The 23,494-nt window shown below is 39.4% G+C and carries 17 protein-coding genes and 1 pseudogene; 11 read left to right on the forward strand and 7 right to left on the reverse strand.

Going from position 1 to position 23,494, the window contains the following annotated elements:
* Positions 1-83: 83 nt before the first annotated feature.
* Positions 84-1,290 (reverse strand): annotated as a pseudogene (locus tag E5A76_RS11155) (benzoate/H(+) symporter BenE family transporter).
* 92 nt (positions 1,291-1,382) lie between these two features.
* Between E5A76_RS11155 and E5A76_RS11160 the strand changes: the two are divergent.
* Complete coding sequence (locus E5A76_RS11160) at positions 1,383-1,934, forward strand: helix-turn-helix domain-containing protein (RefSeq protein ID WP_161118978.1); 552 nt, start codon at positions 1,383-1,385, stop codon at positions 1,932-1,934.
* Positions 1,935-1,995: 61 nt separating this feature from the next.
* On the opposite strand, the gene E5A76_RS11165 is transcribed toward E5A76_RS11160, so the two are convergent.
* Together E5A76_RS11165 and E5A76_RS11170 are read right to left on the reverse strand one after the other, a co-directional pair.
* Entirely contained in the window at positions 1,996-4,017 is a 2,022-nt protein-coding gene (locus E5A76_RS11165) for an FUSC family protein (RefSeq protein ID WP_161118992.1), read from the reverse strand.
* Between the two features lie 235 nt (positions 4,018-4,252).
* A complete protein-coding gene (locus E5A76_RS11170; RefSeq protein ID WP_023934431.1) occupies positions 4,253-4,720 on the reverse strand; it encodes a 2TM domain-containing protein in 468 nt (155 codons plus the stop codon).
* Between the two features lie 473 nt (positions 4,721-5,193).
* Between E5A76_RS11170 and E5A76_RS11175 the strand changes: the two genes are divergently transcribed.
* From E5A76_RS11175 to E5A76_RS11195, 5 genes are all read left to right on the forward strand, one after another.
* Complete coding sequence (locus tag E5A76_RS11175) at positions 5,194-6,195, forward strand: CobW family GTP-binding protein (RefSeq protein WP_161118979.1); 1,002 nt, start codon at positions 5,194-5,196, stop codon at positions 6,193-6,195.
* 126 nt (positions 6,196-6,321) lie between these two features.
* Positions 6,322-7,707 (forward strand): TldD/PmbA family protein, encoded by a 1,386-nt coding sequence (locus E5A76_RS11180; RefSeq protein ID WP_161118980.1) that lies wholly within the window; start codon positions 6,322-6,324, stop codon positions 7,705-7,707.
* On the forward strand, positions 7,707-9,050 hold the full coding sequence (locus tag E5A76_RS11185; protein ID WP_161118981.1) for a TldD/PmbA family protein: 1,344 nt from the start codon (positions 7,707-7,709) through the stop codon (positions 9,048-9,050). The genes E5A76_RS11180 and E5A76_RS11185 overlap by 1 nt, the downstream gene beginning before the upstream one ends.
* Positions 9,051-9,318: 268 nt before the next feature.
* Positions 9,319-10,488, forward strand: coding sequence for an alpha-hydroxy acid oxidase (locus tag E5A76_RS11190; protein WP_161118982.1), 1,170 nt, complete (start codon positions 9,319-9,321; stop codon positions 10,486-10,488).
* Positions 10,489-10,732: 244 nt separating this feature from the next.
* Complete coding sequence (locus E5A76_RS11195; protein ID WP_237459156.1) at positions 10,733-11,491, forward strand: TOBE domain-containing protein; 759 nt, start codon at positions 10,733-10,735, stop codon at positions 11,489-11,491.
* Between the two features lie 23 nt (positions 11,492-11,514).
* Here the strand turns inward: E5A76_RS11195 and E5A76_RS20670 are convergent, their stop codons facing one another.
* Complete coding sequence (locus tag E5A76_RS20670; RefSeq protein ID WP_237459154.1) at positions 11,515-11,655, reverse strand: hypothetical protein; 141 nt, start codon at positions 11,653-11,655, stop codon at positions 11,515-11,517.
* A 306-nt stretch (positions 11,656-11,961) separates the two neighbouring features.
* Positions 11,962-12,696, reverse strand: a complete 735-nt coding sequence (locus tag E5A76_RS11205; RefSeq protein ID WP_053988924.1) for a beta-ketoacyl-ACP reductase — start codon at positions 12,694-12,696, stop codon at positions 11,962-11,964.
* Positions 12,697-12,975: 279 nt separating this feature from the next.
* Between E5A76_RS11205 and E5A76_RS11210 the strand changes: the two genes are divergently transcribed.
* Positions 12,976-13,914 carry a LysR family transcriptional regulator gene (locus tag E5A76_RS11210; protein ID WP_161118985.1) on the forward strand — a complete coding sequence of 313 codons (939 nt, stop codon included), beginning with the start codon at positions 12,976-12,978 and terminating at the stop codon, positions 13,912-13,914.
* A gap of 82 nt (positions 13,915-13,996) precedes the next feature.
* On the opposite strand, the gene E5A76_RS11215 is transcribed toward E5A76_RS11210, so the two are convergent.
* Positions 13,997-15,625 carry a methyl-accepting chemotaxis protein gene (locus E5A76_RS11215; protein WP_161118986.1) on the reverse strand — a complete coding sequence of 543 codons (1,629 nt, stop codon included), beginning with the start codon at positions 15,623-15,625 and terminating at the stop codon, positions 13,997-13,999.
* Positions 15,626-16,239: 614 nt separating this feature from the next.
* On the opposite strand from E5A76_RS11215, the gene E5A76_RS11220 reads away from it, so the two are divergent.
* The 3 genes from E5A76_RS11220 (at position 16,240) to E5A76_RS11230 (ending at position 21,108) form a co-directional block, all read left to right on the forward strand.
* A complete protein-coding gene (locus tag E5A76_RS11220; protein WP_161118987.1) occupies positions 16,240-18,222 on the forward strand; it encodes an FUSC family membrane protein in 1,983 nt (660 codons plus the stop codon).
* Positions 18,223-18,468: 246 nt separating this feature from the next.
* The gene (ylqF, locus tag E5A76_RS11225; protein ID WP_161118988.1) at positions 18,469-19,419 is read left to right on the forward strand and encodes a ribosome biogenesis GTPase YlqF; all 951 of its coding nucleotides are present in this window, start codon (positions 18,469-18,471) and stop codon (positions 19,417-19,419) included.
* A gap of 528 nt (positions 19,420-19,947) precedes the next feature.
* Entirely contained in the window at positions 19,948-21,108 is a 1,161-nt protein-coding gene (locus tag E5A76_RS11230) for an MFS transporter (protein WP_161118989.1), read from the forward strand.
* Between the two features lie 82 nt (positions 21,109-21,190).
* Here the strand turns inward: E5A76_RS11230 and E5A76_RS11235 are convergent, their stop codons facing one another.
* Positions 21,191-22,102 carry an ROK family protein gene (locus tag E5A76_RS11235; RefSeq protein ID WP_161118990.1) on the reverse strand — a complete coding sequence of 304 codons (912 nt, stop codon included), beginning with the start codon at positions 22,100-22,102 and terminating at the stop codon, positions 21,191-21,193.
* 275 nt (positions 22,103-22,377) lie between these two features.
* Between E5A76_RS11235 and rodA the strand changes: the two genes are divergently transcribed.
* Positions 22,378-23,469, forward strand: coding sequence for a rod shape-determining protein RodA (rodA, locus tag E5A76_RS11240; protein WP_161118991.1), 1,092 nt, complete (start codon positions 22,378-22,380; stop codon positions 23,467-23,469).
* Positions 23,470-23,494: the final 25 nt, after the last annotated feature.

The following is a 23,494-nucleotide window of genomic DNA, read 5'->3' on the forward strand; positions in this document are numbered from 1 at the left end:
AGATTGTTTATAGAAAGCGATACTTTGTAAAAATGCGTTTGGGTATTTGCAAAAATCGACAAAGGTGAATGAATGACTAAATATTAGCTATTTCGTTTTCTTGCTATAGGTAAATTAAACCTAATTGTTTTTCCCGACATAAATTTAAAATAACCTAGCCCAACAAATACCCCCCATATTGCAGCGCTAATCCCAAATAAGTGCATGCCTGATAAGGTAATGAGTAAAGTCAGCATTGCAGGCTCTCGATATTCATCTTTATTAAACGCATTGTAAAAACAACTGATTAATGTCGTTAGCAGAGCAAGTCCAGCTAGAATATCCGCCAACCCTTCAGGTAAAGATAAGAAAACTGCCACCACAACTGATGCCCACACACCAACCAGCATGTAAACCCCACCAGCACAAATAGCAGCTTTGTAGCGATCACTGTGTTTGCCATCAATATCTTCATTCATACAAATAGCAGCGGTAATTGCAGCAAGATTAAGTGTAAAGATCCCACATGATGACGCAATCATATTGATTAGACCTGTACCTAAAAGTACTGGGCGCACAGGGGCGGAAAATTGAAAATGTTGAATAACAGCAAATCCTGCCATATTTTGCGACAGCATAGTGATGAGATATAAAGGAATGGCGATATTGATGATTGATTCAATATCAAAGCTCGGTGTTAACCAATAAAACCTTGGCATAGCCAAATGCATTGAAGCCGTATTTAGGGTATTGAAATAGAGCGCAATGCCGACTGAAACCAATAGAGTCAGCAGCATCGAATAACGAGGTATAAACCGCTTCGCGACTATATAAACAGTAAACAACAGCAAAAACATCATTGGATGTGTATTTAGTTGGGTAACTCCACTTAAACAAATCGGTAGTATTACCCCGCACAATAATGCAGAGGTTATTGGCGACGGAATACGTTGTAGTGCTAACGATAACGGACGAATTAACCCTGTAATAAAGATCAATAAACCACAAACTACAAACTACAAATGCACCAACCACATCAGTTGCGCTATAACCTTCTACTGCAGTAATAAGAAAAGCTGCACCAGGCGTCGACCATGCTGTTAATACAGGCACTTTAAAATAGAAAGAATAAATGATGGTAGTTATTCCCATGATCAAACCCAACGTAAACAACCAACTATTTATCTGTCCCTGAGTTAATCCCATTTCTGTTAAAGCATGAATTACCAAAATCACAGATGACGTGTATGCCACTAAAACAGCTATCGCCCCTGCTGATATGTGACTCAAATTAAATCGCAGTTTGCTCATTCTCTACTCCTTAGAACAATGCTAACATGTGCGTTATAGCGCACATTACAGACAGGTTTATTTGTGCGTTATAGCGCACAACAGAGAAAATAATGAACGAAGACATTTTTAAAGCTCGAATATCAAAGCATTTAAAAGCATTACGTGAAAAACAAAAACTGAGTCTAGATGCAGCATCAAAGCTGACTGGCGTATCAAAAGCCATGCTAGGTCAAATAGAGCGTAAAGAGTCGAGCCCTACCGTTGCAACGCTATGGAAGATATCCAGTGGTTTAAATTCTTCGTTTACTGCCTTTTTTAGCGATCTTAATGATACCGACGGGAAAATATTTCCTGCCGATATCGATATACATGTCAAAACGCTGATCGCTTATGATCCCACGGTAAACTTTGAGATGTTTGAAATCACGCTAACCCGTTTTCATACCCAATGTTCATCACCGCACAAGGTTGGAACCATTGAACATTCTGTTGTTATTGATGGGGAATTAGGCGTTCATGTCGATGGCGAATGGCACTATTTATCTAAGGGTGAAACCATCCGTTTTGAGGCAGACAAACCACATGATTATCGTGCAGTAACTGAAACTGTTGTATTCCATAATATCGTTTCTTACTCAGCTGTGATGCATGTAAACGAATAGCACCCAGATAAAAAGAGAGTGAGCATATCCGCTCACTCTCTATGGCTTTGACAATAAATTGTTAGCTTACTGCTTGCGTATTTTTATCCCGTACTAAGTCGTGCATTTGTTTTACCGTCATTAAAGACAGCCACATTAATTCATAGGCTGCACGTTCATTGATTGATTTATCTTGATGTTGTTGCAATAAGTCTTCATCTATTATTGGCAATTCAACCACGCTTTGGGTTTTAACACTGTTAATTAATGCATCCATTGATGAAGTGATCACGGCTTCCCACTCTTTAAGTACATGTTGCTGCGTACCTTTACGCACAAGTGGCACCAACAAACACAAATAATGCGATAACAACCGATATTGATTTAGCATTTCTTCGTAATAAAGCGGATCGCGACGGGTAAACTGAGGTTCATTGAGCATTTCCTTATAAATCAATTCAAGGCTACTTTCCTCTGTCAGCATTTTCCCTCTCAGCTGACTTAATGTAGACGGTGCTCGCTGTTCCATTGGTTGTTGTAATTGCTGATAACTGTTTAAAAATAGCGCCTTTGCCGCTCCCAATGATTTCAACGCTTGATCATGAATTTCATTACCTCGCCATTGCGGCCATAGAAGCGCGTAACTGACTAAAACAAGCAAACAACCAATCACATTATCCATGACTCTCGGGATCACAATATCAATACCTTGACTTGTCATCACTTGGGTAATTAGCACCAATATTGCGGTGACACAACCAATAGCAATGCCGTAATTTCGCATAATATTGAGCATTGCAGTGACTAATAAAACAGCCACTAATGCCAATAGATATGGCGTTGGAATCCCAATATGAATTAACGCTGTCGCAATACATAGCCCCGTAATTGTGCCTAAACAGCGGTGCAAAATCTTACTTCTGATAGCTGCAAAGGTAGGTTGAATAACCATGATCATGGGGATCAACACCCATTCGGGATGGATCAATTTAAAGGTTTCTGCCACACCAGCACCGACAGCAAAAATAAAACTAACCCGAGCCACATGGCGCCAAATAGGATGACTTAAACTAGGAATATGCCAAGTTAATTGAAAAGGCTGAATGTCGATTTTTCGCTCATAGCTTTGTTCATTTAACTCTATTCTGCGAGAAATGTGTTTCACTGTAGCAGCCCAATATTTAAAACGGGCTTGTTGTTCTAACTCACCTTTCACTGCATCAATTAATTGCTCTGCTGTAGCAATGCAAGAATAAGAGTTATTGCTTGTTTTACGATGTTGAAATTGTGCTGCTTTATTCTTAAGTTGAAGCTGGCAACATTCACTCCACCGTAATAATAGCTCTCGCTTAGTAACATCATGTTCAAACTGATAAATAAGCTCAGGATTTTTCGTTTGGCTTGCCAAAATACCTTCAAAGATATCAAGCGCTAAAAAGAGCTCTTGACGCAATGGATCCACTTCTTGCTTATGTGAACGAAATGATTCGGATTGAATAGCTTGTTCAAATAATTCAACCAGTCGGTATTTTAACTTTTGCCCTTTCGCATCATTGTGATCACCTAATAAAATAGCGGTACGCTGCTTGATTAGCTCGCTTAAACTGTCATAAATCGCTGCAAGCCCAACTCTGAGCGCAAAATGCTTCCATATTGCAAACCATAACCAACTTAATAGAGCGAAAGCCAATGGACCAATAACCAGATAAATATACTGAAGAAATTCGGTGTTTAAATTGTGTAGTGAAAGAGAGACAACCGCCATTAACAGGCACGACATCCCTAGCCGCCCCCAAAATGCGCCATTAGCCGCAAAGCAAACGAACAATGCTGCTAACCCACCATACACTAGCCACAATAGTAACCCTGTTTCTAGCAAGGTGTAACAAAGTACAATGGATAGACACCACGCAATAGCAGTAATAAAGAAGCGTACCCAACGTTTTGGGCCTGCTGTATCTAAACCACTAATTAATGCCGCAGGTAACGTCATTAAAGCTGTCATTAAGCTACTGATTTGGTTGGATGCTACACCGATGGTTATGAGGATAATGAAGATAACTGAAGCACGTAGACCTAAATTGACGGACGGGGAATACCACATTTTTTTTATTGCTGAACCCAATCTATCCCCCTGTTTATTTTCAAACTTTCATTAACATTTAATGTAACATTTATAAACATGGCTAACGATTCAGTTTTTCTTAACTCGACTTTTTCTGTTTTTAAACCAATAACTAAGCAGCTCTGTTTCAAATAAAAACAAAAAGCCAATGAGACTGATGCCAACAGTTAATAATAAAAGTGGCATCAGTATTCATTGGCTTTACATGGATCAATTACAGTTTTCGGCCTAAACGTTTTTCAACCTGCTTTCTCTCCCACTCAGGACCGAAAATATTAAGTATTTCAAACGCACTAAGAGCATGGCTAACAATACCTATCCCCCAGCCTAATGCAGGCCATACCGCCCACCAATAATCAGGACTAGTAAAATAGTTAATCACGAACAATCCAGTTATAACCAAAAGATACGTGACTAAGTGTGAATAAAATTCTTTGATACTCTTCACATATTCAATCGCTTGTTTTTCATCTTCTGTAATGGTGATTTCTTTGTTCATTGGCGGCTCCATTTGAAGGTCTGATACTTGTATTTCAAACACAGCAGCTAAAGATTTGAGTGATTCTAGCCCCGCTTTTTGTCCTTGCTCAATACGTTGAATAGTACGAATACTTAATCCACTTAATTGAGAAAGTTGCTCTTGAGACCAACCACGCTGTAGTCGTAATTTTCGAATAATCATTACAAATCCTTTTTGCTACTTTCCGCTAAAGCCTACCGATATCGAGTTCAAAACATCACGTCACAAGCCTGACAAAAACACGACAATCTTTATTTATCAGCACGTTACAAAAAACCACCTATAGATAGATATTTACCTGTCAGGCGATTTTGACGTTTTTGCCGTTAAACAACTCATAACACAGGTTATCTATTGTATGCCGATAACCACCATCAATTTATTTAATCGTTGTATTTCACCTCTCCAATGTTAGCTTTCGTGAAAAGCATCGTACTATTTTGTAAATATGAAAAATTTCTCTTTGATGGAAACAATAGCACTTTAACTGCTACGTTCTTAACCTTAATTCAATTTTCATAAATTCAGGCTTCACTACCTTCACATGAGTACATACTGTTGCTAGATACCGTAACCCTGTAACATACGGTAGAATAAACAAATTACAGATGTAGACGTATAGAGATCAGCACAACATGAAACGTATTCCAACCAACATTATTACTGGCTTTTTAGGTGCTGGTAAAACGACTGCCATCCTTTCTCTTCTTGCTCGTAAACCTGAAAATGAAAAATGGGCAATTCTTATCAATGAGTTTGGTAATGTTGGCGTCGATGGCGCAATTCTCGAACAACAAGGTGCCATTATCAAAGAAGTCCCAGGCGGTTGTATGTGCTGTGTAGCGGGATTACCTATGTCTGTGGGTATCAATGCCCTACTTGCACAAAAACCTGATCGCTTATTATTAGAGCCAACAGGTTTAGGCCACCCAAAAGAAGTGATCAAAAAACTGACGTCAGGTGTTTACAAAGATTATGTTGATTTACGTGCAACGATCACGCTTGTCGATCCTCGTCATTTTGCCGATAGCTTCTATACCAACAATGAGAACTTCCAAGATCAGCTTGCCCTTGCCGATGTCGTGGTTGCTAATAAGATTGACCAATGTGACGATTATGATCTATTCACTTTCCAATCTGCAGTTGAGCAAGCTGAGCCCAAAAAAGCCTTAATTGGTGAGGTAGAACTGGGCAAACTAGAGCTAGAATGGCTTGATATTCCACGCATTGAGCGCCAAGCACAACATAGTCACCATCATCATCACGATGATCACCATCACGATATTGCCCCAGAGCCAGAGATTGAACTTTTACCAGGTCAACAATTCATTCGTAAGGAAAACCACGGACAAGGATTCCACAGTTGTGGTTGGTTCTTTGCTGCCGATCAACGCTTTGAGTTTTCCAAACTGTTCAGCCTATTCTCAAGCATCAATGCAAACCGTGTGAAAGCAGTGGTGAACACGGAAAATGGTTGTTTTGCTTTTAATGTTGTAAATCAAGTTGTTTCGGTTAACGAGCTATCACTAGACGGTTTTGAATCACGTATTGAAGTGATTGATAGTGAAGTTTTACCTTGGGATGAACTGGAACAAATTCTTCGCTCTATTATTTTGCCTTCAGAGGACAACCAGTAACGCAATACAGTTACTCACTGATAACTCAGTATTTAATCGTTTCGACCTATTTTATCTATGGAGGAAGAAACAATAAAAAACTGCTAGTTTATTAAATAGAGCTCATAAAAATACAAGGGAGCAAACATGCTAAACCCTAGCACTGCTAAAGCAGTCATCGATCATGCGCTATTTTTAGGTGCTGATTTTGCTGAACTCTTTGTTGAGCATCATCAGTCTAACTCAGTACAGTTAATCTCTGGTGAGATCGATAAAATTAACTCAGGGATCGATTTCGGTATCGGTATTCGTTTATTTTTCGGCTTTAAAGTCTTATACGGCTACACCAATAGTACCGATGAAGAAGAGTTAAAACGTGTCACTAGCCTACTCGCTGCAAAAGACAAACGCGATCAAATCGTTAATGCAGGTAGCTTGAACTTAAATCGTTTCACCAATAAACACAGCTGCCAATTTCCATTAAGCCAAGATGCTAACATGGCAGCCAAAATTGCGTTTTTACGCCAAGCGGATGAAGCTGCACGAGCTGAAAATGAAAAGATCAGCCAGTTCATCGGTAACATTAGTCAGCGTGAACAACAAATTGAGATCTTCAACTCTGAAGGTTTACACATTGGTGATACTCGCCACTACACGCGTATTTCTGCAAATGCCGTGGCACAAAACGGCAGTGAACAATCTACAGGCTATGAAGCGCCGGGCGCATTTACTGGCTGGGAATTTAATAGCAAAGTCGATCCAAAACAGTTAGGTCAAGATGTGGCGAAACAAGCCATGATCAAACTGTTTGCAGATGCTTGCCCTTCAGGTGAAATGCCGGTGATCATTGGTAATGGCTTCGGTGGCGTTATTTTCCACGAAGCTTGTGGTCACTTGCTTGAAACAACATCGGTTGCGAAAAAAGCCTCAGTTTTCCACGACAAGATGGGCGAAATGATCGCAAATTCCGTGGTCAATGCAGTAGATGATGGCACCATGATCAACGAATGGGGGTCTATCAATATTGATGATGAAGGCATGGAAACCCAGCGAACTCAGCTAATCAAAGACGGTAAGCTAACCAGCTTTATGGTTGATCGCATGGGCGGCATGAAAACAGGCTTTGCGCCTACAGGCTCTGGTCGTCGTCAATCTTACAAATTTGCCCCAACGTCACGTATGCGTAACACCTTTATCGAACCCGGTGATAGCAGCCTAGACGATATGTTAGCTGGTGTTGAACGTGGTATTTACGCGAAGAAAATGGGTGGCGGCTCGGTTCAGCCGGGAACAGGTGAATTTAACTTTGCAGTACAAGAAGCCTACCTTGTTGAAAACGGTAAGATCACCAAGCCTCTGAAATCTGCAACTTTAATCAGTACGGGTCCGAAAGTATTAAAAGAAATCAGCATGGTTGGTAATGATTTCGCACTTGCGGCAGGTATGTGTGGCTCTGTGAGTGGTTCTGTACCAACAACCGTGGGTCAATCCGCATTGAAGGTTGATAATATCCTTGTGGGAGGTGGTAACTAATGGCTGATCAAAATAAATTACAGCAAGCCATCGACCATGTGCTTGAACGTGTCACCCAAAAAGGTGCATCTGCTGATGTTATCGCTAATCGCAGCAATAACTTCTCATTAAAAGCCAACAACGGCGAGCTCGATGAATACAAGGTGACGTCAGGTCAAGTGATTGGCGTACGTGTGGTAAAAGATCAACGTGTTGCCACCAGCTATTCTGAATCATTAGATCCAACAAGCCTTGATTTAATGGTGGATAATGCACTGTTAAATGCTGAATATTCACAACAAGATCCGCATCAAACCATTAACTGCATTGATAGCAAAATCAGCACAGATTTAGGCGAGATCTACCAAACTGATGATGGCGATGTAGATCAAAAAATCGCCCTTGCCCTATCGCTAGAGCAAGGTGTGGTAAGCAAACCCGATGCTAAAAGTGCGCCATATAATGGCTTTGCTGAATCAGATGCTCATGTAATTTTAGCTAATACACAAGGCACACTTTGTCATCATAGTGAACGTTCCACTTACTGTTATGCTTATAGCTTAATTGAAAAAGACGGTAAGCAAGCCATGCATGGTGGTATGTCATCAGGTCGTAAGTTCAGTGAGTTAGATCCTAACTACTGTATTAACTATGGCTATGATATGGCAGCAGCATTGCTTGATGGCTCACCCATTGCTACCAGACAATACCCTGTGATCTTCACTTTAAGCTCACTCAGCAGTTTATTTGGTGCCTTTGGTATGTGTACCTCAGGGCAAGCTGCGATGAAAGGTATTAACCCGTGGCGTGATGCAATTGGTAACCAAGTGGCAAGCCCGCTTATTACCATCACTGACAAAGCTTATATTGAAGGTGGTTTTTCTATTAAAGCTTTTGATAGCGAAGGTTTTGCGACCCGAGATACAGTGCTGGTTGGTGAAGGCCTATTAAATAGTTTGCTACACAACAGCCACACAGCAAGTTACTTCGGTATCGAAAACACAGCTAACGCATCACGTTCAGCAAAAGGTGGATTAGGTGTTGGCTCTCGTCACACAGTAATCTCTGAAGGCGTCAATAGTATTGCTGATACGACTAGCGGCGAGTATTTAGAGCTTGTTGAATTGCAAGGTGTTCACTCTGGTGCTGATGCTATTAGTGGTGATTTCTCATTTGGTGCGAGTGGTTTCTTATGCCGCGATGGTCAACGTATTCAAGCGGTACGTGGTATTACGGTAGCAGGTAACTTCTACCAAATGATCAAAGAAATCGATGCGGTAAGTAATGTGTTAGAACACGATTATAATCGCAGTTTCTATGCACCAAAAATTCGTTTTGCTCGCCTCAACATTGCTGGTAAGTAAGCGTTTTAACTAACATAAGCCTTGCGTTTAGTCGCTAATAATAGAGCTACTTAGCGTGAGGCTTTTGTTTATCTATCCTTTTCAGCCACGTTATCCACGTATCCACTTTTAAAATTTATAAAACAACACCTATCAAATAACTTTAAGCTTCTGTTTATCAAATCTTTTTTCATTCCATTTTTCGTATATTAGAAATACTAAATACAGAATTCATAATCCATTAATTTGCTCTATGTTAGTAAGCAGCTATCACAGAGAGATGATGAAAATGAAGGACTATTTTAATACCAATTATCCAGACGTTGAGTACCTACGCCGTAAAGCGAAATTTAACCTACCTAAATTTGCCTTTGAATATGTCGATGGTGGCTGCAATATTGAAACTGCATTAAAACGCAATACCCATGATATTCGCCAGATTGAGCTTATCCCCTATTACCTACGCGACTACAACTCGATTTCTTTAAAAACCACTCTGTTCGGTGAGACTTATGATGCTCCATTTGGGATCAGCCCTGTGGGTTTACAAGGGCTTATTTGGCCTAACGCACCTGAAATTTTAGCCAAAGCCGCTTTTGAGCAAAATATTCCATTCGTATTAAGTACGGTATCGACTTCTCCAATAGAAAAAATCGCAGAAATCACCGAAGGTAAAGCATGGTTCCAGCTCTATCACCCTGTTGATGAAGCCATTACTGACGATTTACTTAAACGCTGTGAAGCGGCAGGGATCAAAACGCTCGTTTTGCTCTCTGACGTGCCTACTTTTGCTTATCGCCCAAAAGAGATCCGTAATGGTTTAGCCATGCCACCTAAAATGACATGGCGCAATATGGTAGAAATCATGCTTTCACCATACTGGGCACTAGCCACATTGAAAAAAGGTCAGCCGCAATTTGAAACATTGACTAAATACATGTCAGGTTCAATGGACATGCACCATTTGGCACTCTTTATGGATAAAACCTTTAATGGGCGTTTAAGCGAAGATAAAGTTGCCCGTCTGCGTGATAAATGGAAAGGTAATTTAGTGCTTAAAGGCCTTTCTACCGTTGAAGATAGCCAAAAAGCGATTTCCCTTGGGCTTGATGGGATCATCATATCTAACCATGGTGGTCGTCAGTTAGATGCGGGTCCTTCTACCATCAGTAAATCGATTGAAATTATGGAGAAATGCAAAGGTCAAATCACCATTATGATGGACAGTGGCATTCGTGATGGAGCTGATATTGCACGTACCTTATCGACGGGTATTGAGTTTGCTTTCTTGGGTCGTAGCTTTATGTATGGCGTAGGGGCTTTAGGTGAACACGGCGGTCATCACACCATTAATATGTTGAAAAAACAGCTGCAACAAGTCATGGAACAATGTTGTTGTGAATCGGTGTATAGCCTCACAGATCATATAGCCAAACGTAACCCCTTCTGTATGAAATAAACAATGATCTGCACTCATGATAAATGAGTGCAGATTGCTCACATTTGATACTTGCGTCATTCTAATTTATTGATCACCCACTAAATTAACGTTTCTGCAATCAATAAGAACATAATAAATACAAAAGGTTACTTCGCTTTTGCATTATGTCTTACCAACAAACTGCGCTAAGATAGAGAAAACTATAATTTAAAATTTTGCTATGAACCTTACAGCTATCTCGACTCTTCTTATTGAAAATAAAATGTTTGCTAATCCTCGTCGTATTGCATTACTCAATGCTATTGAACGTACGGGATCAATCAGTCAGGGAGCTAAAGAAGCAGGGATAAGTTACAAAACGGCTTTTGATGCTGTAAAAGAGATGAATCTTCTAGCTGGCGAACCTTTAGTATCAAGTGAAAAAGGTGGTAAAGGCGGTGGTGGTGCTGCACTTACTCGTTTTGGTAAACGCCTAGTACAGATGTATCAATTGCTTCATCAAATCCAAGATATGGGGCTAAAAGCTTTAAATGATGATAGTGCACCGTTAGAAAGTCTATTAGCGGTAATGTCACGCTTCTCTTTACAGACCAGTGCGCGTAATCAGTTTTTCGGACATATCAGCCACATTGAACGTCATGATTTACATGATGTCGTGCAGATTGCAATTACACCTCACCATAGAATTTCAGCCACCATCACCCATGGCAGCACGGTAAAACTTCAATTAGAAGCAGATAAAGATGTGGTTGCTCTGATCAAAGGCCCAGCTATTACCGTGTGCAGTGAAGATAACTTGATCCACGGAAAACGTGATCGTTTTGATAATCAATTAGTTGGAACGATCACTGCATTAGTACAAGATATGAAATCAACCGAAGTGACTATTGCATTAACTGATGATATCGCTATCTGCGCACTTGTTGATAATCGTGATTTAATGGAAGAAAATTTACGGGTAGGTATGGAAATTTATGCTCTCTTTCATTCAAATCAGGTCACTATTGCAACCATGTGCTAATTCTTAGTAACTTGAATAAAAGCTTATTGAATATCAGCAAAACCACTATGCTCATGGCGGTTATCTAAACGCTCAGAAAAGAAACGATAATCTTGATATTGTTTTGCAACTAGGATGCCGCCACTGATCACCATCAGTAATAATGCCACACGACTTAGCCACATTTTTTCCTTTTGTATTGACCTATAAAGCATAATCACTGCTAGCAACAGCAGTAATAGGCACACGATCCCTATGTAGTTTATAAATAAATAAGTCAATCTATGATTCCTAGCAATATAAGTCGATGCAGTTTAATGCTTTTTATTTAGAAATCATTGAAATAATGCATCAAACTCGCATGTTTTACACTGCTCTGACAAAACCATCGATGAACAAGCCAAATACCTATCATCCATTAAAGCTATATTCAGTTTTAGTAGGAAAATACTCCTCCCTAAGTTCGATTCAGGGAGGAGCAACAACTACAACTAAATCACAAGTCCACCATCAATTTTCAGCGTTTGACCAGTGATAAAACTTGAATTATCACTGGCTAGAAATAACACGCCATTGGCAATATCTTGTGCTAAACCCATTCGTTTCAGCGGTGTTTTTGACACCATAAAATCAATAACCTTTTCAGGTAAATCAACCGTCATCGGTGTTTCAATAAACCCTGGAGCAACGCAATTGGCACGAACTTTCGCCCCTTTACGTGAGAACTCTTTAGACCAAGATTTGGTCATCGCTATAACACCAGCTTTAGTAGCAGCATAATTAGTTTGACCTATATTTCCGTCAGTACCCACGACCGATGACATAGTAATAATTGAACCTGAGCCAGACGCCATCATTAAAGGCGCAATGGCTTGAGTCATATTAAACACGCCTTTTAAATTCACATCGATAACCAGATCCCAATCATTCTCTGTCATGTTTTCAATTAAGTTATCACGCGTGATACCTGCATTATTGACTAAGACATCAATCGTTCCGTACTTCTCTGCAATTTTGGTAATAGTTTCAGAAACATGTTTTCGATCGCATACATTCAATTCAAGTGCAGTCACATTAGAAAATTGCTGCTCTAAATCAGCCATCGCACCTAAATTCATGTCACAAACAAAAATATGCTTTGCATTCTGATTAGCGAAGGTTTCAACAATACAGCGACCAATACCTTGAGCCCCACCGGTTACTAGACAAACCTTATCAGTTAGCATTTCACTACCCCTCTTAAAAACACATACTTGCTATATGTAGTTATCGTTATCCCCAAATAAATAAGCGCTAATGTTTACGGCTTACTATTAAGCGTAGATAACGCACTTCATCTTGTAGTTGCATAAAAGCAATTCACTCTTGCAGATATAATCAAATACCGTTCCAGAATTAAGAAAATGTCTAAATTTTCATATTTGCTATATTTAAACCATGAACCATCCCGTTATGATAAGTCGTCATACCAATAGGATATTCTTTTAGCTAAGCAAGGAATGCGGATGTTAGATAAAATTGTTTTTTTTCTTCATGTCGTACGTTGTCACTCTCTTACCGATGCTGCTAAGCAATACGGTATATCGCCTTCTGCGGGTAGCCGTTGGTTAACCGAGCTGGAAGAAGCCATGGGAGTGAGTCTAATAAAGCGCACAACCCGTAAAATCACACCCACGCAAGCAGGTGATTTACTGTTTAAACAATTTAGCCACATTAACAGTCAAATCACTGATATGGTGAATGAAATCCAAAACCTCGGCAACGAAGATATTGGTACTATAAAAATTGCCAGTACTCCCTTGTTTGCGAAACATTTTCTCAGCCAAATCATTGGTGAATATATCAGTGACAACCCCAACATTAACTTTGTTGTTATTGAAACGGCGTTTGAAGTCGATAATGTTCATGAGGTTGATTTCGCAATACGAGCAAATGCAACTTATCGTGGCTTTCAAGATAAAGATAGCTTGCTGGTCAAGCGGACTTTATTTAGTGAACCCCTTAAAGCATGCTGTTCTCCTCGCTATATTCAACGTTATGGTGAACCTATCGTTCCCAATGATCTTAAACAGCATTTATGCTTATTTGCCACGACGTTAGTGGGCGGTAATAAATGGATTTTTGAGCAAAATGGCGAATACAATTCAGTTCAAATACCAAGATCTGTTGAAGCCGATGACAGTGAAATACTGAAAAATATCACTTTAGCGGGTGGCGGTATTGCTTACTTACCCTATAGCCTAATTCAAGAAGAGCTGAAGAATAAAAAGCTAGTGACTGTATTAAATAACTATGTAAGTAGTGAGTTTGAACTCAGTCTTTATTACAAACCGCGTAAATATATGCCTGCTCGATGCGCCAACTTTAAAGATTATCTATTAATGCGTGTAGACGAAATCAACCAGCAGCGCATACACAAAAAAACACCTATTGCTGTTTCTTAAATAATCAAAAGCCTCACCTTTCCATTAAAAAGAAATAGGATGTGAAGCTTTTATTACATATTCAAATTATTTGCGACGACCACTAACAAGTAAAATACTTAAGTTGCTCACTTTGCTTTTCAGCCAAATCTGATAGCTCTTCACTAGCAACGGTACACTGACTTAGCCCCGATGCATTCTGACGAATTATATGGTGAATATTTTCAATGCTATTGCTGATATCCATGGTGACCTGTAACTGCTCTTCTGATGCTGTAGCAACATGCGTATTCATATCACTATTCATAGAAATTGCAGCAGTAATCCCCTCTAATGCTTCATTCGCTTGATTAGAAACCACTTTATTATTCTCTAACGTATCTATCGCTGATTGCATACGCTCGTTCGCAGATGTCGATTGTGCTTGTAATTGCTCAATGATCTGCTGCGTTTCTTTGGTTGAATCCTGCGTTCTTGCTGCTAATTGACGAACCTCATCAGCCACAACAGCAAAACCACGGCCACTTTCCCCTGCACGTGCCGCTTCAATCGCAGCATTTAGTGCCAGTAAATTTGTTTGTTCCGAAATTCCTTGAATCGAGTCAATCACTTGACTAATTTGTGCGGATTGTACTTTAAGCTGCGCAACCACTTCTGCCGCTTCCATTAATGAATTTGCCATCTCTTCATTAGCTTGTTGATTGTTAGAAAATAAATCTAGGCTCTTAATCGCTAAGTCACTTGCACTCTTAGCATTTTTATCAGATTTCTGTGCGGCTTGCGTGACTTCTTGTGCGGTTGTGGTCAACTGCTCAATCGCCGTTACCACTTGTTCAATCTCGATAACTTGATCGTTGGCATGTTGCTCAGAGTCTTTCATTACTGTCGATAGCTCTGTCGATGATGATGCAACATTACGCCCGACATCATTAAGCACAGTCACCGTTGAGCGCAATTTGCGGATCATACGATTAAGGTTCTTCGCTAACTCGCCAACTTCATTGGTACCATCAACATTAATTTCATCCTGCAAATTACCTTCTGCTATTTTTTGCATTGCACGTTGCAAAACAGTAATCGGTTTAACAATCATTGAACCAATCACAAAACAGATAGCGAGAGCTATCAGTAAAGTAATAATAAACTCAACCCCGATTTGGTTAATCGCCTTACTGTGTTCCGCTTTTTGCTCCTTTATGTATGCATTTACTGTCTTATTTACGCGTTCATCTAGCGCATTGATAGCAGCGATCATATCGTCTCCGAGTTGACGATACTTAACAATAAACTGTTGATACTCTGAATCTGCGATATTCCCAGCATGTCTTTTATCCAAAATACCTAACACCGTATCACGGCTAAAATTGATATAAGCCAACATCGCTGTACGAAATAGTTCTAGCTCTTTATTAATTTCTGGAATTTTTTGTAACTGTAAAATAGCGGCTTGATTACTTAACTCACTACTCTCTAATGATTTTGACAAACGCGGCAATGATTTTTTATCGTAAATCGCATAAATAGCACTTACACGCATTGCGTAACTACTGCTAATTAACATCGCTGTACTGTCTTTTGCTTCCACAACTTGAGAAGTGGTTGCATTCATTTTATCAACACTTTCTATTAAATTATTACGCCCCATAAATAATGCAATACATAATAAAATAGCAATAAATATTACAGGTAAGGCTATTTGTAACTTAACAGACATATCCTTAAGCAATGACATTAACAACTTTCTCCATGTTGTTTGTTGTATTGGTAACTTATTGGAAAAGCATAATAAACAGTATTAATGAGATATATCAACAAATTTATTGATATTTATATCAATTTATCGACATGGAAATAACCATAACAAATCAAGTGGTTATTCTCGATTTACGACATAAATACACTTACAACTACAATCAGCATTGTATATTTTAAATAGTGTAACTATTAGAGCCCTTACTATTACTATGTTATTTAATAGTATAAGAAGAATATTATTTTAAATAACTAGCGCTGCTATGAATATAAAATAATATGCTTCTCTTCTACAATATACATATTTATATAAAATCAATAGTTGAGAATAACCATTCATCAAATAGAAATAAATACACATATTTTTTATGATTAGTATATTATTAAATATACCTAAAAAACTTCACTCTTTCGTAAAAGGGATTATGATTAACGAAGTAAATTACACTCTATAAACATACTAAATTTATGAATCTATCTAATTTATTGCTCCGGTATCCTTCACTACGGACATTTCTCAACTTCAGAACTAACATTGCAGCCTTTAGTTTCATCACATGTTCTGTACCTCTGTTTCTTATGGGACATGTCACGATGGGGATCGCGTTCTCACTGGGTAGTATTAGTTGTGGTTTTGCAGATACCTCAAGCGTCACGCGTTACCGTATTCTCGATTTTCTGATCACCGTCCCTTTATTCTTTTTGATCAGCCTTGGTACCGAAGCCGTATTTCCACATTCTATCGTCTTTGTTATTAGCTTAACGATTGTAAGTTTCAGTCTCTTTATGCTGGCCGTACTCAGTCCAAGACTTGGTGCAATTGGTTTTGCCTCAATTCTATTGGCTATCTACGCCATGCTGCTGCACATAGATGGAAGACCTGTTTGGCTGATCCCTATGTGGCTAACAGGTGGTGCACTTTGGTATATTTTCTGGCAAGCATTAGCTATCTACTTTTTACCTAATCAAGAGTCGAAAGATATTCTCTCCGATCTTTATCAAGCTTTAGCTAAAAAGCTCACAGCTCATGATCATGGCTTTATTTTTAAATCAGATAACAATCAGCTTTTCATTACATCAGCTCAGTTACGCTCACAAATTGCCGGTTTATCACACACCTTAGAAAGCCGTATCCACCAGCAATTTACAGCTGGTGAAGATAGCGCAAAGCTGCAAGATATTTACCGCTTTTTGACGGTTGCAGAACGTATTAATGAGCAAACACGCTTGATGTACTTCACCCCAACATCCCAACTCAAACAAGCATGTCCAGAGTGGTTAGAACATATCCATCAGGCAAATTTAAAAATTAGCCAGTACTTAGCACAAGTCACCGTAGATAATGTTAGCCGTATTAAGATGCCTGAGATTAACTTTGACGCATTGCGCCAACACTCAGTCAATCCAGAATTACAAGAAGAAGCGATTGCTGCTTACGCGTACATTAATAAACTCGACATCATCTATTTATCATTACAACAACTTAGCCAGCAGACAACTGAAGTTAAAAATACCGGGCTAATCAAACCGATCGTTATTTCATGGAAATGGCGAGAAATTGTTGCCAAACTGACCAGCCAGATGACGTTAAAATCAAGCTACTTTCGTCATGCACTACGCGGTACGTTGAGTTTAGCGACAGGGCTAATTATTGTACGTGCTTTAAATTTGGAGTTTGGTTTTTGGACGCTAATGACGAGTTTATTAGTGCTACGTCCTAACCTATCAATGACTTGGACGCGATTGCTACAACGTTTAACAGGCACTATTTGTGGATTAATCGTGGTCGGAGGATTACTTCACTTCCAAGTATCAAGTGATATTCTACCATTTATCTTCTGTATTGCAGTGGTGCTCTTTTTCCATACTGCAGCACGTCACTATGGCTTTGCGGTATTTTTCGTCACCCTCTTTGTATTTGCTGGCTTCTCACTAAATGGTCAGGGCGACAACATTTTATTACCACGACTTGATAACACCGTACTTGGGGTCTTTTTACCACTATTCTTCGTGTCTATCTTAGCTCCGGGTTGGAAAAAGAAATCATTTCCAACCCAGTTAACAACAACTATCGCTGGCTACATCCGTTACCTTGATTCATTGAAAACCTACATGAGTAACAAATCAGATAACGTCACAACTGAGTTACAACGTCACTATCAAGCTTGTGTTGTTAATGATACTAACTTGTTTGATCACTGGATGGGATATTTAGGCGAGCCACATCGAAAATCACAAACTGGTGAACACATTCTGTTATGTAGTAGAAGTTCAAATATCATTTTGCGCATTTTGACTCAAGTAAATGAAAACAAACAATCATTAGCTCTTGATCCCATGATTAGTAGCGATCTTGACAGCGCTATTAGCTCACTGCGTGAACTGGAACAAACACTCGAAAAATCGCAAAAACATACCGAGTTATTTAAACATATCTCAAAGCAAGAACAACTGATTTACCAATCATTTACTTATATTGAAAATGAAATCTATAAGCTAGATAACCACACCTTGCTACAGTTACTAGCCAAAGAAGTGAATTTGTTTGTCTCTGCAATCCAGAAAACTACCGCTTAACTTCTCTCCCACCCATGCCATTTAGCATGGGTGGGTAGACGCCTGTACTAAAACCAATCAAGTAACAATGAGTTTACTTAGTAGTAAAGCGTTATCTCACCGCAATTATGATAGACTGAGTACCAAGTTAAAAATGTAAGTGAGAAATGACTTGTGTACGTATGTGTACTCCCTCACTTACTCTCCAATTTAAGTGCCCTTGGTTAAAACTAAGGGATAAACAGACAAATAAAGAGTACATAGAAGATGAGTAATAGCATTCAGTGGTTTCCGGGTCACATGCACAAAGCTCGTAAAGAGATCGAGGAAGCACTACCGAAAGTTGATGTGATCATTGAAGTATTAGATGCTCGTATCCCGTTTAGTAGTGAAAACCCACTGATCAAAACGTTTCGTGAAAAAAATGACAAACCTGTCGTTAAAGTACTGAATAAGCGTGACTTAGCTGATCCTGAAATGACTAAACTTTGGATTGATCATTTAGAAAAAGAACAGAACGTTAAAGCTATTGCGATCACGACTGAAAATATCAACGAAGTGAATATGATCACTGAGTTATGTCGTAAACTTGCTCCTAATCGTGAAGAAATGGGCAAGAACATTCGCACCATGATCATGGGTATTCCAAACGTTGGTAAATCAACCATCATCAATACCCTTGCAGGTCGCAAAGTCGCAATTACAGGTAACCAACCGGCTGTTACTCGTCAGCAGCAACGTATCAATTTACAAAATGGTATTGTGCTATCAGACACACCGGGAATTTTGTGGCCAAAAGTTGAAAACCCACACAGTGGCTTCCGCTTAGCTGCAACCGGTGCCGTTAAAGATACAGCAATGGATTACATTGATGTGGCGTTCTTTACGGTTGAGTATCTTGCGCAAGCCTACCCTGAATTATTAAAAGCTCGCTATAACCTTGATGATGAGTTCCCTGAATCTGAAATGGAGCTACTAGAGGAAATTGGTCGTAACCGTGGTTGTTTACAAAGCGGTGGCCGTGTTGATCTACATAAAGTTTCTGAAATTCTAATCAATGAGCTTCGTAACGGTACGCTAGGTAAGATCACGATGGAACGCCCTGAGATGATCACTCAAGAGTTGATTGATGTTGCGATTGAAGCGGAACGTAAAGCCGAAGAAAAAGCAAAAATCAAAGAAGAACGTCGTAAGCGCTACCTGAAAAATAAACGCTAATCGATAATACTCTAAACCACCTCGCTATAGTCCATAAGCTATCGCAGGTGGTTTTTTACTATTTGTAATCCAAACATCATCTTAGTTAATCAAGTTACTTATACCATTTTGAAAATAATTTGTTCTAATTGGTACTTTTTATATATAAAGCAACATTTACAACACTAATCATTTCTTTGGCTAAAAATTATTTTTCCTCCCTATTTTTTGCGCTAATACCTTAATAATAAATATATTAAGCAATAAATCCTTAGTCATATACTCATTAGAATAAGCATAACTCTAATGATTATTTTTTGTCATTATTGAATATTATTAGAAACGCCATTTCTCATTAGTTTTTCTCATTTTACTAATCTGAATATTAGATGAATAATCGCCGCGTTTTCAATCGAAACACCTTTACAATCAGTACTGTCTTCTTAGTACCAGTGATCATTCCTTGATTTCTGGACTTTCGCATTCTTAGCGTCAAATTCTTTAATAAAGACAGTGAATTACAACCTCTTTAACTTGGAGATCAAGGTAGTGCAAGACATCACTACTTCTCGCGCAACTAATGGCGTTTTCGTGCCAGTTGCAGGACTAACGGTATTCGCAATTGCATCAGGCTATCTAATGAGTCTGATCCCACTATCATTAGGTAATTTTAATATTGATAGTTCTTATGCCAGTTGGTTAGCGAGCATTTATTATGTTGGTCTTCTTGTGGGATCAATGATGATTGAGCCAATCATTGCAAAGATTGGTCACCGTGTTGCGTTTATTACATTTTTAAGCTTACTTGCTACCACTGTCGTTGTATTACCTATTTTTCCTAATAAGGAAGTATGGTTATTTGCACGTTTAGTCGCAGGTATGGCTGTGGCTGGGATCTTTGTCGTTGTTGAGTCTTGGTTACTGATTGGTGATAGCCCAAAAGAGAGAGCAAAACGCTTAGGCTTTTACATGACATCACTGTACGGCGGCACTACGATCGGTCAGTTAGCTGTAGGTGTCTTTGGCGTGAAAGGCTTTATTCCTTTTATGGTTGTAATGGCATTACTACTTATCGCTATTTTGCCACCACTATTAGTGAAACAAGGCCAACCAAACAGCGATGCGCACCAAGTGCTGTCATTTAAGCAAATTACACGTTTAAGCAAGCCTGCGATCATCGGTTGTATGACTTCAGGTGTTGTGATGGGCAGCATTTATGGCTTAATGCCACTTGCTTTAAAGCAAAGCTCACTTTCAACAAACCAAGTGGGTGTACTAATGGCATCCATTATCCTAGGTGGTATGGTGATCCAACCAATCATCAGTAAACTTTCAGTGAAAATGAGTAAAACACTACTATTAGCACTGATGTCTTTAGTGGGTGTATTTGCAATGGGTATTACGCATTTATCATCTGATTTTACTGTATTGGTAACAGCACTTGCGTTGCTTGGTATGTCTTCATTTGCGCTATACCCTATTGCCATTACACTGGCATGTGACAATTTAGATTCATCTTACATTGTTGCTGCAACGCAGGTGATGCTATTTAGCTACAGCATTGGCTCTGCGCTTGGTCCTATTGGCGCAAACACCTTTATGGCTCAGCCAAATGGCTTAATGGATTTCTTCTTCATTGTGCTACTGGCAACAGCAATTTACATGCTATTTGCAAGTCTACAGCGCAAGCCACAAGTGTTGGCAAGCTAAGACAAAAGAATTTAAAAAGGCGTGTCTTCTACTCTTTAAGTTAAAGGGTATGAGCCACGCCTTTTGTTTTATTTATACGTTGCTAAAGATGCTTCACCAATGCAGCAGCCCCAAATACTCCGGCACTATCGCCCAATTCTGGTTTAACAATCTGGGTATCTAATTCTGAATTAAACAAATGTGGAAGAATGAGTTGGTCAATATTTTGATAAAGTTCATCAACATTACCGACACCACCACCAATCACGATAACTTCGGGATCAATAACATTAATGATCTTCGCAACCGCTAACGAAAAGTAATGACGTAAACGCGCTATCGTTTTCTCGGCATTCGCATTACCGTTTTTTGCAGCGGCAACAATTTCAGGCAATGGTAAGTCTTGCCCTGAAATCTCACGATAATAACGCTCTAAACCTTTTCCTGAGATCACTGTTTCAACACAACCTTGCTTACCACAGTAACAATCTGCGCCTTGTGCTTCGATAACATTATGTCCCCATTCACCTGCAATACCATGACAGCCATATAGACATTTACCATCAACCACAATGCCCGAGCCAACACCCGTTCCCATGATGATACCAAACACAATTTGCGCATCAGGCTTGATGCGTTTAACAACACCATAATGGGTTTCAGCAAGAGCAAAGCAGTTCGCATCGTTGGCTAATACTGCTTTAATATTCAACAACGCATTAAGATCTTTATCTAATGCTTTGCCATTTAGCGCAGTGGTATTGCAGTTTTTCATTACCCCATGAATAGGATCTAATGTACCAGGAGTACCGAACCCGACAGATTTAGGATATTGACCTAATTTATCTGCGCATCGATCAATGAGCGTCTTTATTTGCTGCAAAATATGCGTATAACCTTTTACACTTTCCGTGGCAATCCGCTCACGAATAACACTTTGCTCGGTGTCACGATCAATCACAATACACTCAATTTTAGTGCCGCCTAAATCTATTCCCCAGTAATAACGATCCATTTGATTCCCCTAGAAAATTCACCTTGAGAGTATAGCTGGTTTGATATTTTGTTCTCTGGGTTCTATCACTAATTAGATTAAAATCATTTGGCTCGGCTCCCTTTTCACAAGCCTGTTTTTAATAAATTTATTACTTAGATTTTCATTCACTTTATTCACAAAATTGCTCACGGTACATTTCGTTGCACTTTTTATCTTGCAGACAACGAGAAGTCACCTAAAGTGTCGGTTATTTATATCTTCTGCGTAAATTCGCGTGAATATTGAAGTACACGATGAATAAATTCCGTCCTTATATCGATGTTCCATTACTGATATCGATTTTAATTCTGATCACCTTCAGTTCATTGAGTGTGTGGAGTGCCAGCAGTTTTAGTGTTCCTATTATTGAACGTCACTTAATCCGTGCAGGCGTAGCGATTGCTGCACTGTTGTTTATGTCGTCAATTTCACCGGCTACATACGAGCGCAGTGCCCCTTATTTATTTTTAATCACTGTCCTACTTCTGGTCGGTGTATTTGTATTAGGTGACAGTACCAACGGTTCACAACGTTGGTTAGCATTAGGCCCTATTCGTTTTCAGCCTTCTGAATTGGTGAAAATAGCAATACCTATGATGATGGCATGGATCCTGGTAAGTGATGCAGGCCGACCTAGCCTCAAGAAAATCATGATCTGTTTGCTCCTAACCGCTATTCCTGCAGGTTTAATCTTTATTCAACCCGATCTGGATGGTGCGATTTTCACTGTCATGTATGCCCTATTCGTCCTATATTTTGCAGGTATGTCATGGAAGCTAATTGGCTCTGTGGTGGCAATTATTGGCGTTAGCTTGCCCCTTGCTTGGTACTTTGTCATGGAAACGTACCAGAAGAAGCGTATTTTGCAGTTTTTAGATCCAGAATCCGATCCACTGGGCTCGGGCTATCAAATCATTCAATCAAAAATTGCGATTGGCTCTGGTGGCATGGTGGGTAAAGGTTGGATGGATGCAACCCAAGGTAACTTAGGCTTTATTCCAGAAAGCCATACTGACTTTATCTTCTCTACCTTTGCTGAAGAATGGGGCTATATCGGTAGTTTTGTGATTTTAGCGATATACACATTTATGACATTTCGTGTGTTATGGCTGGCGAACCAATCTGAATCAACATTTGCTCGATTAGTGAGTGGCTCTTTTGCACTGAGCTTTTTCTTATATAGCTTTATTAACATCGGTATGGTGAGTGGCGTACTTCCAGTAATGGGTAGCCCGCTACCTTTCTTTAGTTATGGTGGTTCAGCAATTATTACCCAAGGTGCAATCTTCGGGATTATTATGGCGTTATGTCTGCGAAAAAAATCAATTTGTGCGCCAACTAAATAATTTCTCTCTTAAACACATCAGACGC

It is taken from the genome of Photobacterium lucens (genome assembly GCF_009873615.1).
Taxonomy (GTDB): domain Bacteria; phylum Pseudomonadota; class Gammaproteobacteria; order Enterobacterales; family Vibrionaceae; genus Photobacterium; species Photobacterium lucens.

Excerpts from the sequence above, each read along its gene's own strand:
- E5A76_RS11160 (WP_161118978.1), top strand. The coding sequence starts at position 1,383 with ATGAACGAAGACATTTTTAAAGCTCGAATATCAAAGCATTTAAAAGCA.
- E5A76_RS11165 (WP_161118992.1), bottom strand. The coding sequence starts at position 4,017 with ATGTGGTATTCCCCGTCCGTCAATTTAGGTCTACGTGCTTCAGTTATC.
- E5A76_RS11170 (WP_023934431.1), bottom strand. The coding sequence starts at position 4,720 with ATGATTATTCGAAAATTACGACTACAGCGTGGTTGGTCTCAAGAGCAA.
- E5A76_RS11175 (WP_161118979.1), top strand. The coding sequence starts at position 5,194 with ATGAAACGTATTCCAACCAACATTATTACTGGCTTTTTAGGTGCTGGT.
- E5A76_RS11180 (WP_161118980.1), top strand. The coding sequence starts at position 6,322 with ATGCTAAACCCTAGCACTGCTAAAGCAGTCATCGATCATGCGCTATTT.
- E5A76_RS11185 (WP_161118981.1), top strand. The coding sequence starts at position 7,707 with ATGGCTGATCAAAATAAATTACAGCAAGCCATCGACCATGTGCTTGAA.
- E5A76_RS11190 (WP_161118982.1), top strand. The coding sequence starts at position 9,319 with ATGAAGGACTATTTTAATACCAATTATCCAGACGTTGAGTACCTACGC.
- E5A76_RS11195 (WP_237459156.1), top strand. The coding sequence starts at position 10,733 with ATGTTTGCTAATCCTCGTCGTATTGCATTACTCAATGCTATTGAACGT.
- E5A76_RS20670 (WP_237459154.1), bottom strand. The coding sequence starts at position 11,655 with ATGTGGCTAAGTCGTGTGGCATTATTACTGATGGTGATCAGTGGCGGC.
- E5A76_RS11205 (WP_053988924.1), bottom strand. The coding sequence starts at position 12,696 with ATGCTAACTGATAAGGTTTGTCTAGTAACCGGTGGGGCTCAAGGTATT.
- E5A76_RS11210 (WP_161118985.1), top strand. The coding sequence starts at position 12,976 with ATGTTAGATAAAATTGTTTTTTTTCTTCATGTCGTACGTTGTCACTCT.
- E5A76_RS11215 (WP_161118986.1), bottom strand. The coding sequence starts at position 15,625 with ATGTCATTGCTTAAGGATATGTCTGTTAAGTTACAAATAGCCTTACCT.
- E5A76_RS11220 (WP_161118987.1), top strand. The coding sequence starts at position 16,240 with ATGGGGATCGCGTTCTCACTGGGTAGTATTAGTTGTGGTTTTGCAGAT.
- ylqF (WP_161118988.1), top strand. The coding sequence starts at position 18,469 with ATGAGTAATAGCATTCAGTGGTTTCCGGGTCACATGCACAAAGCTCGT.
- E5A76_RS11235 (WP_161118990.1), bottom strand. The coding sequence starts at position 22,102 with ATGGATCGTTATTACTGGGGAATAGATTTAGGCGGCACTAAAATTGAG.
- rodA (WP_161118991.1), top strand. The coding sequence starts at position 22,378 with ATGAATAAATTCCGTCCTTATATCGATGTTCCATTACTGATATCGATT.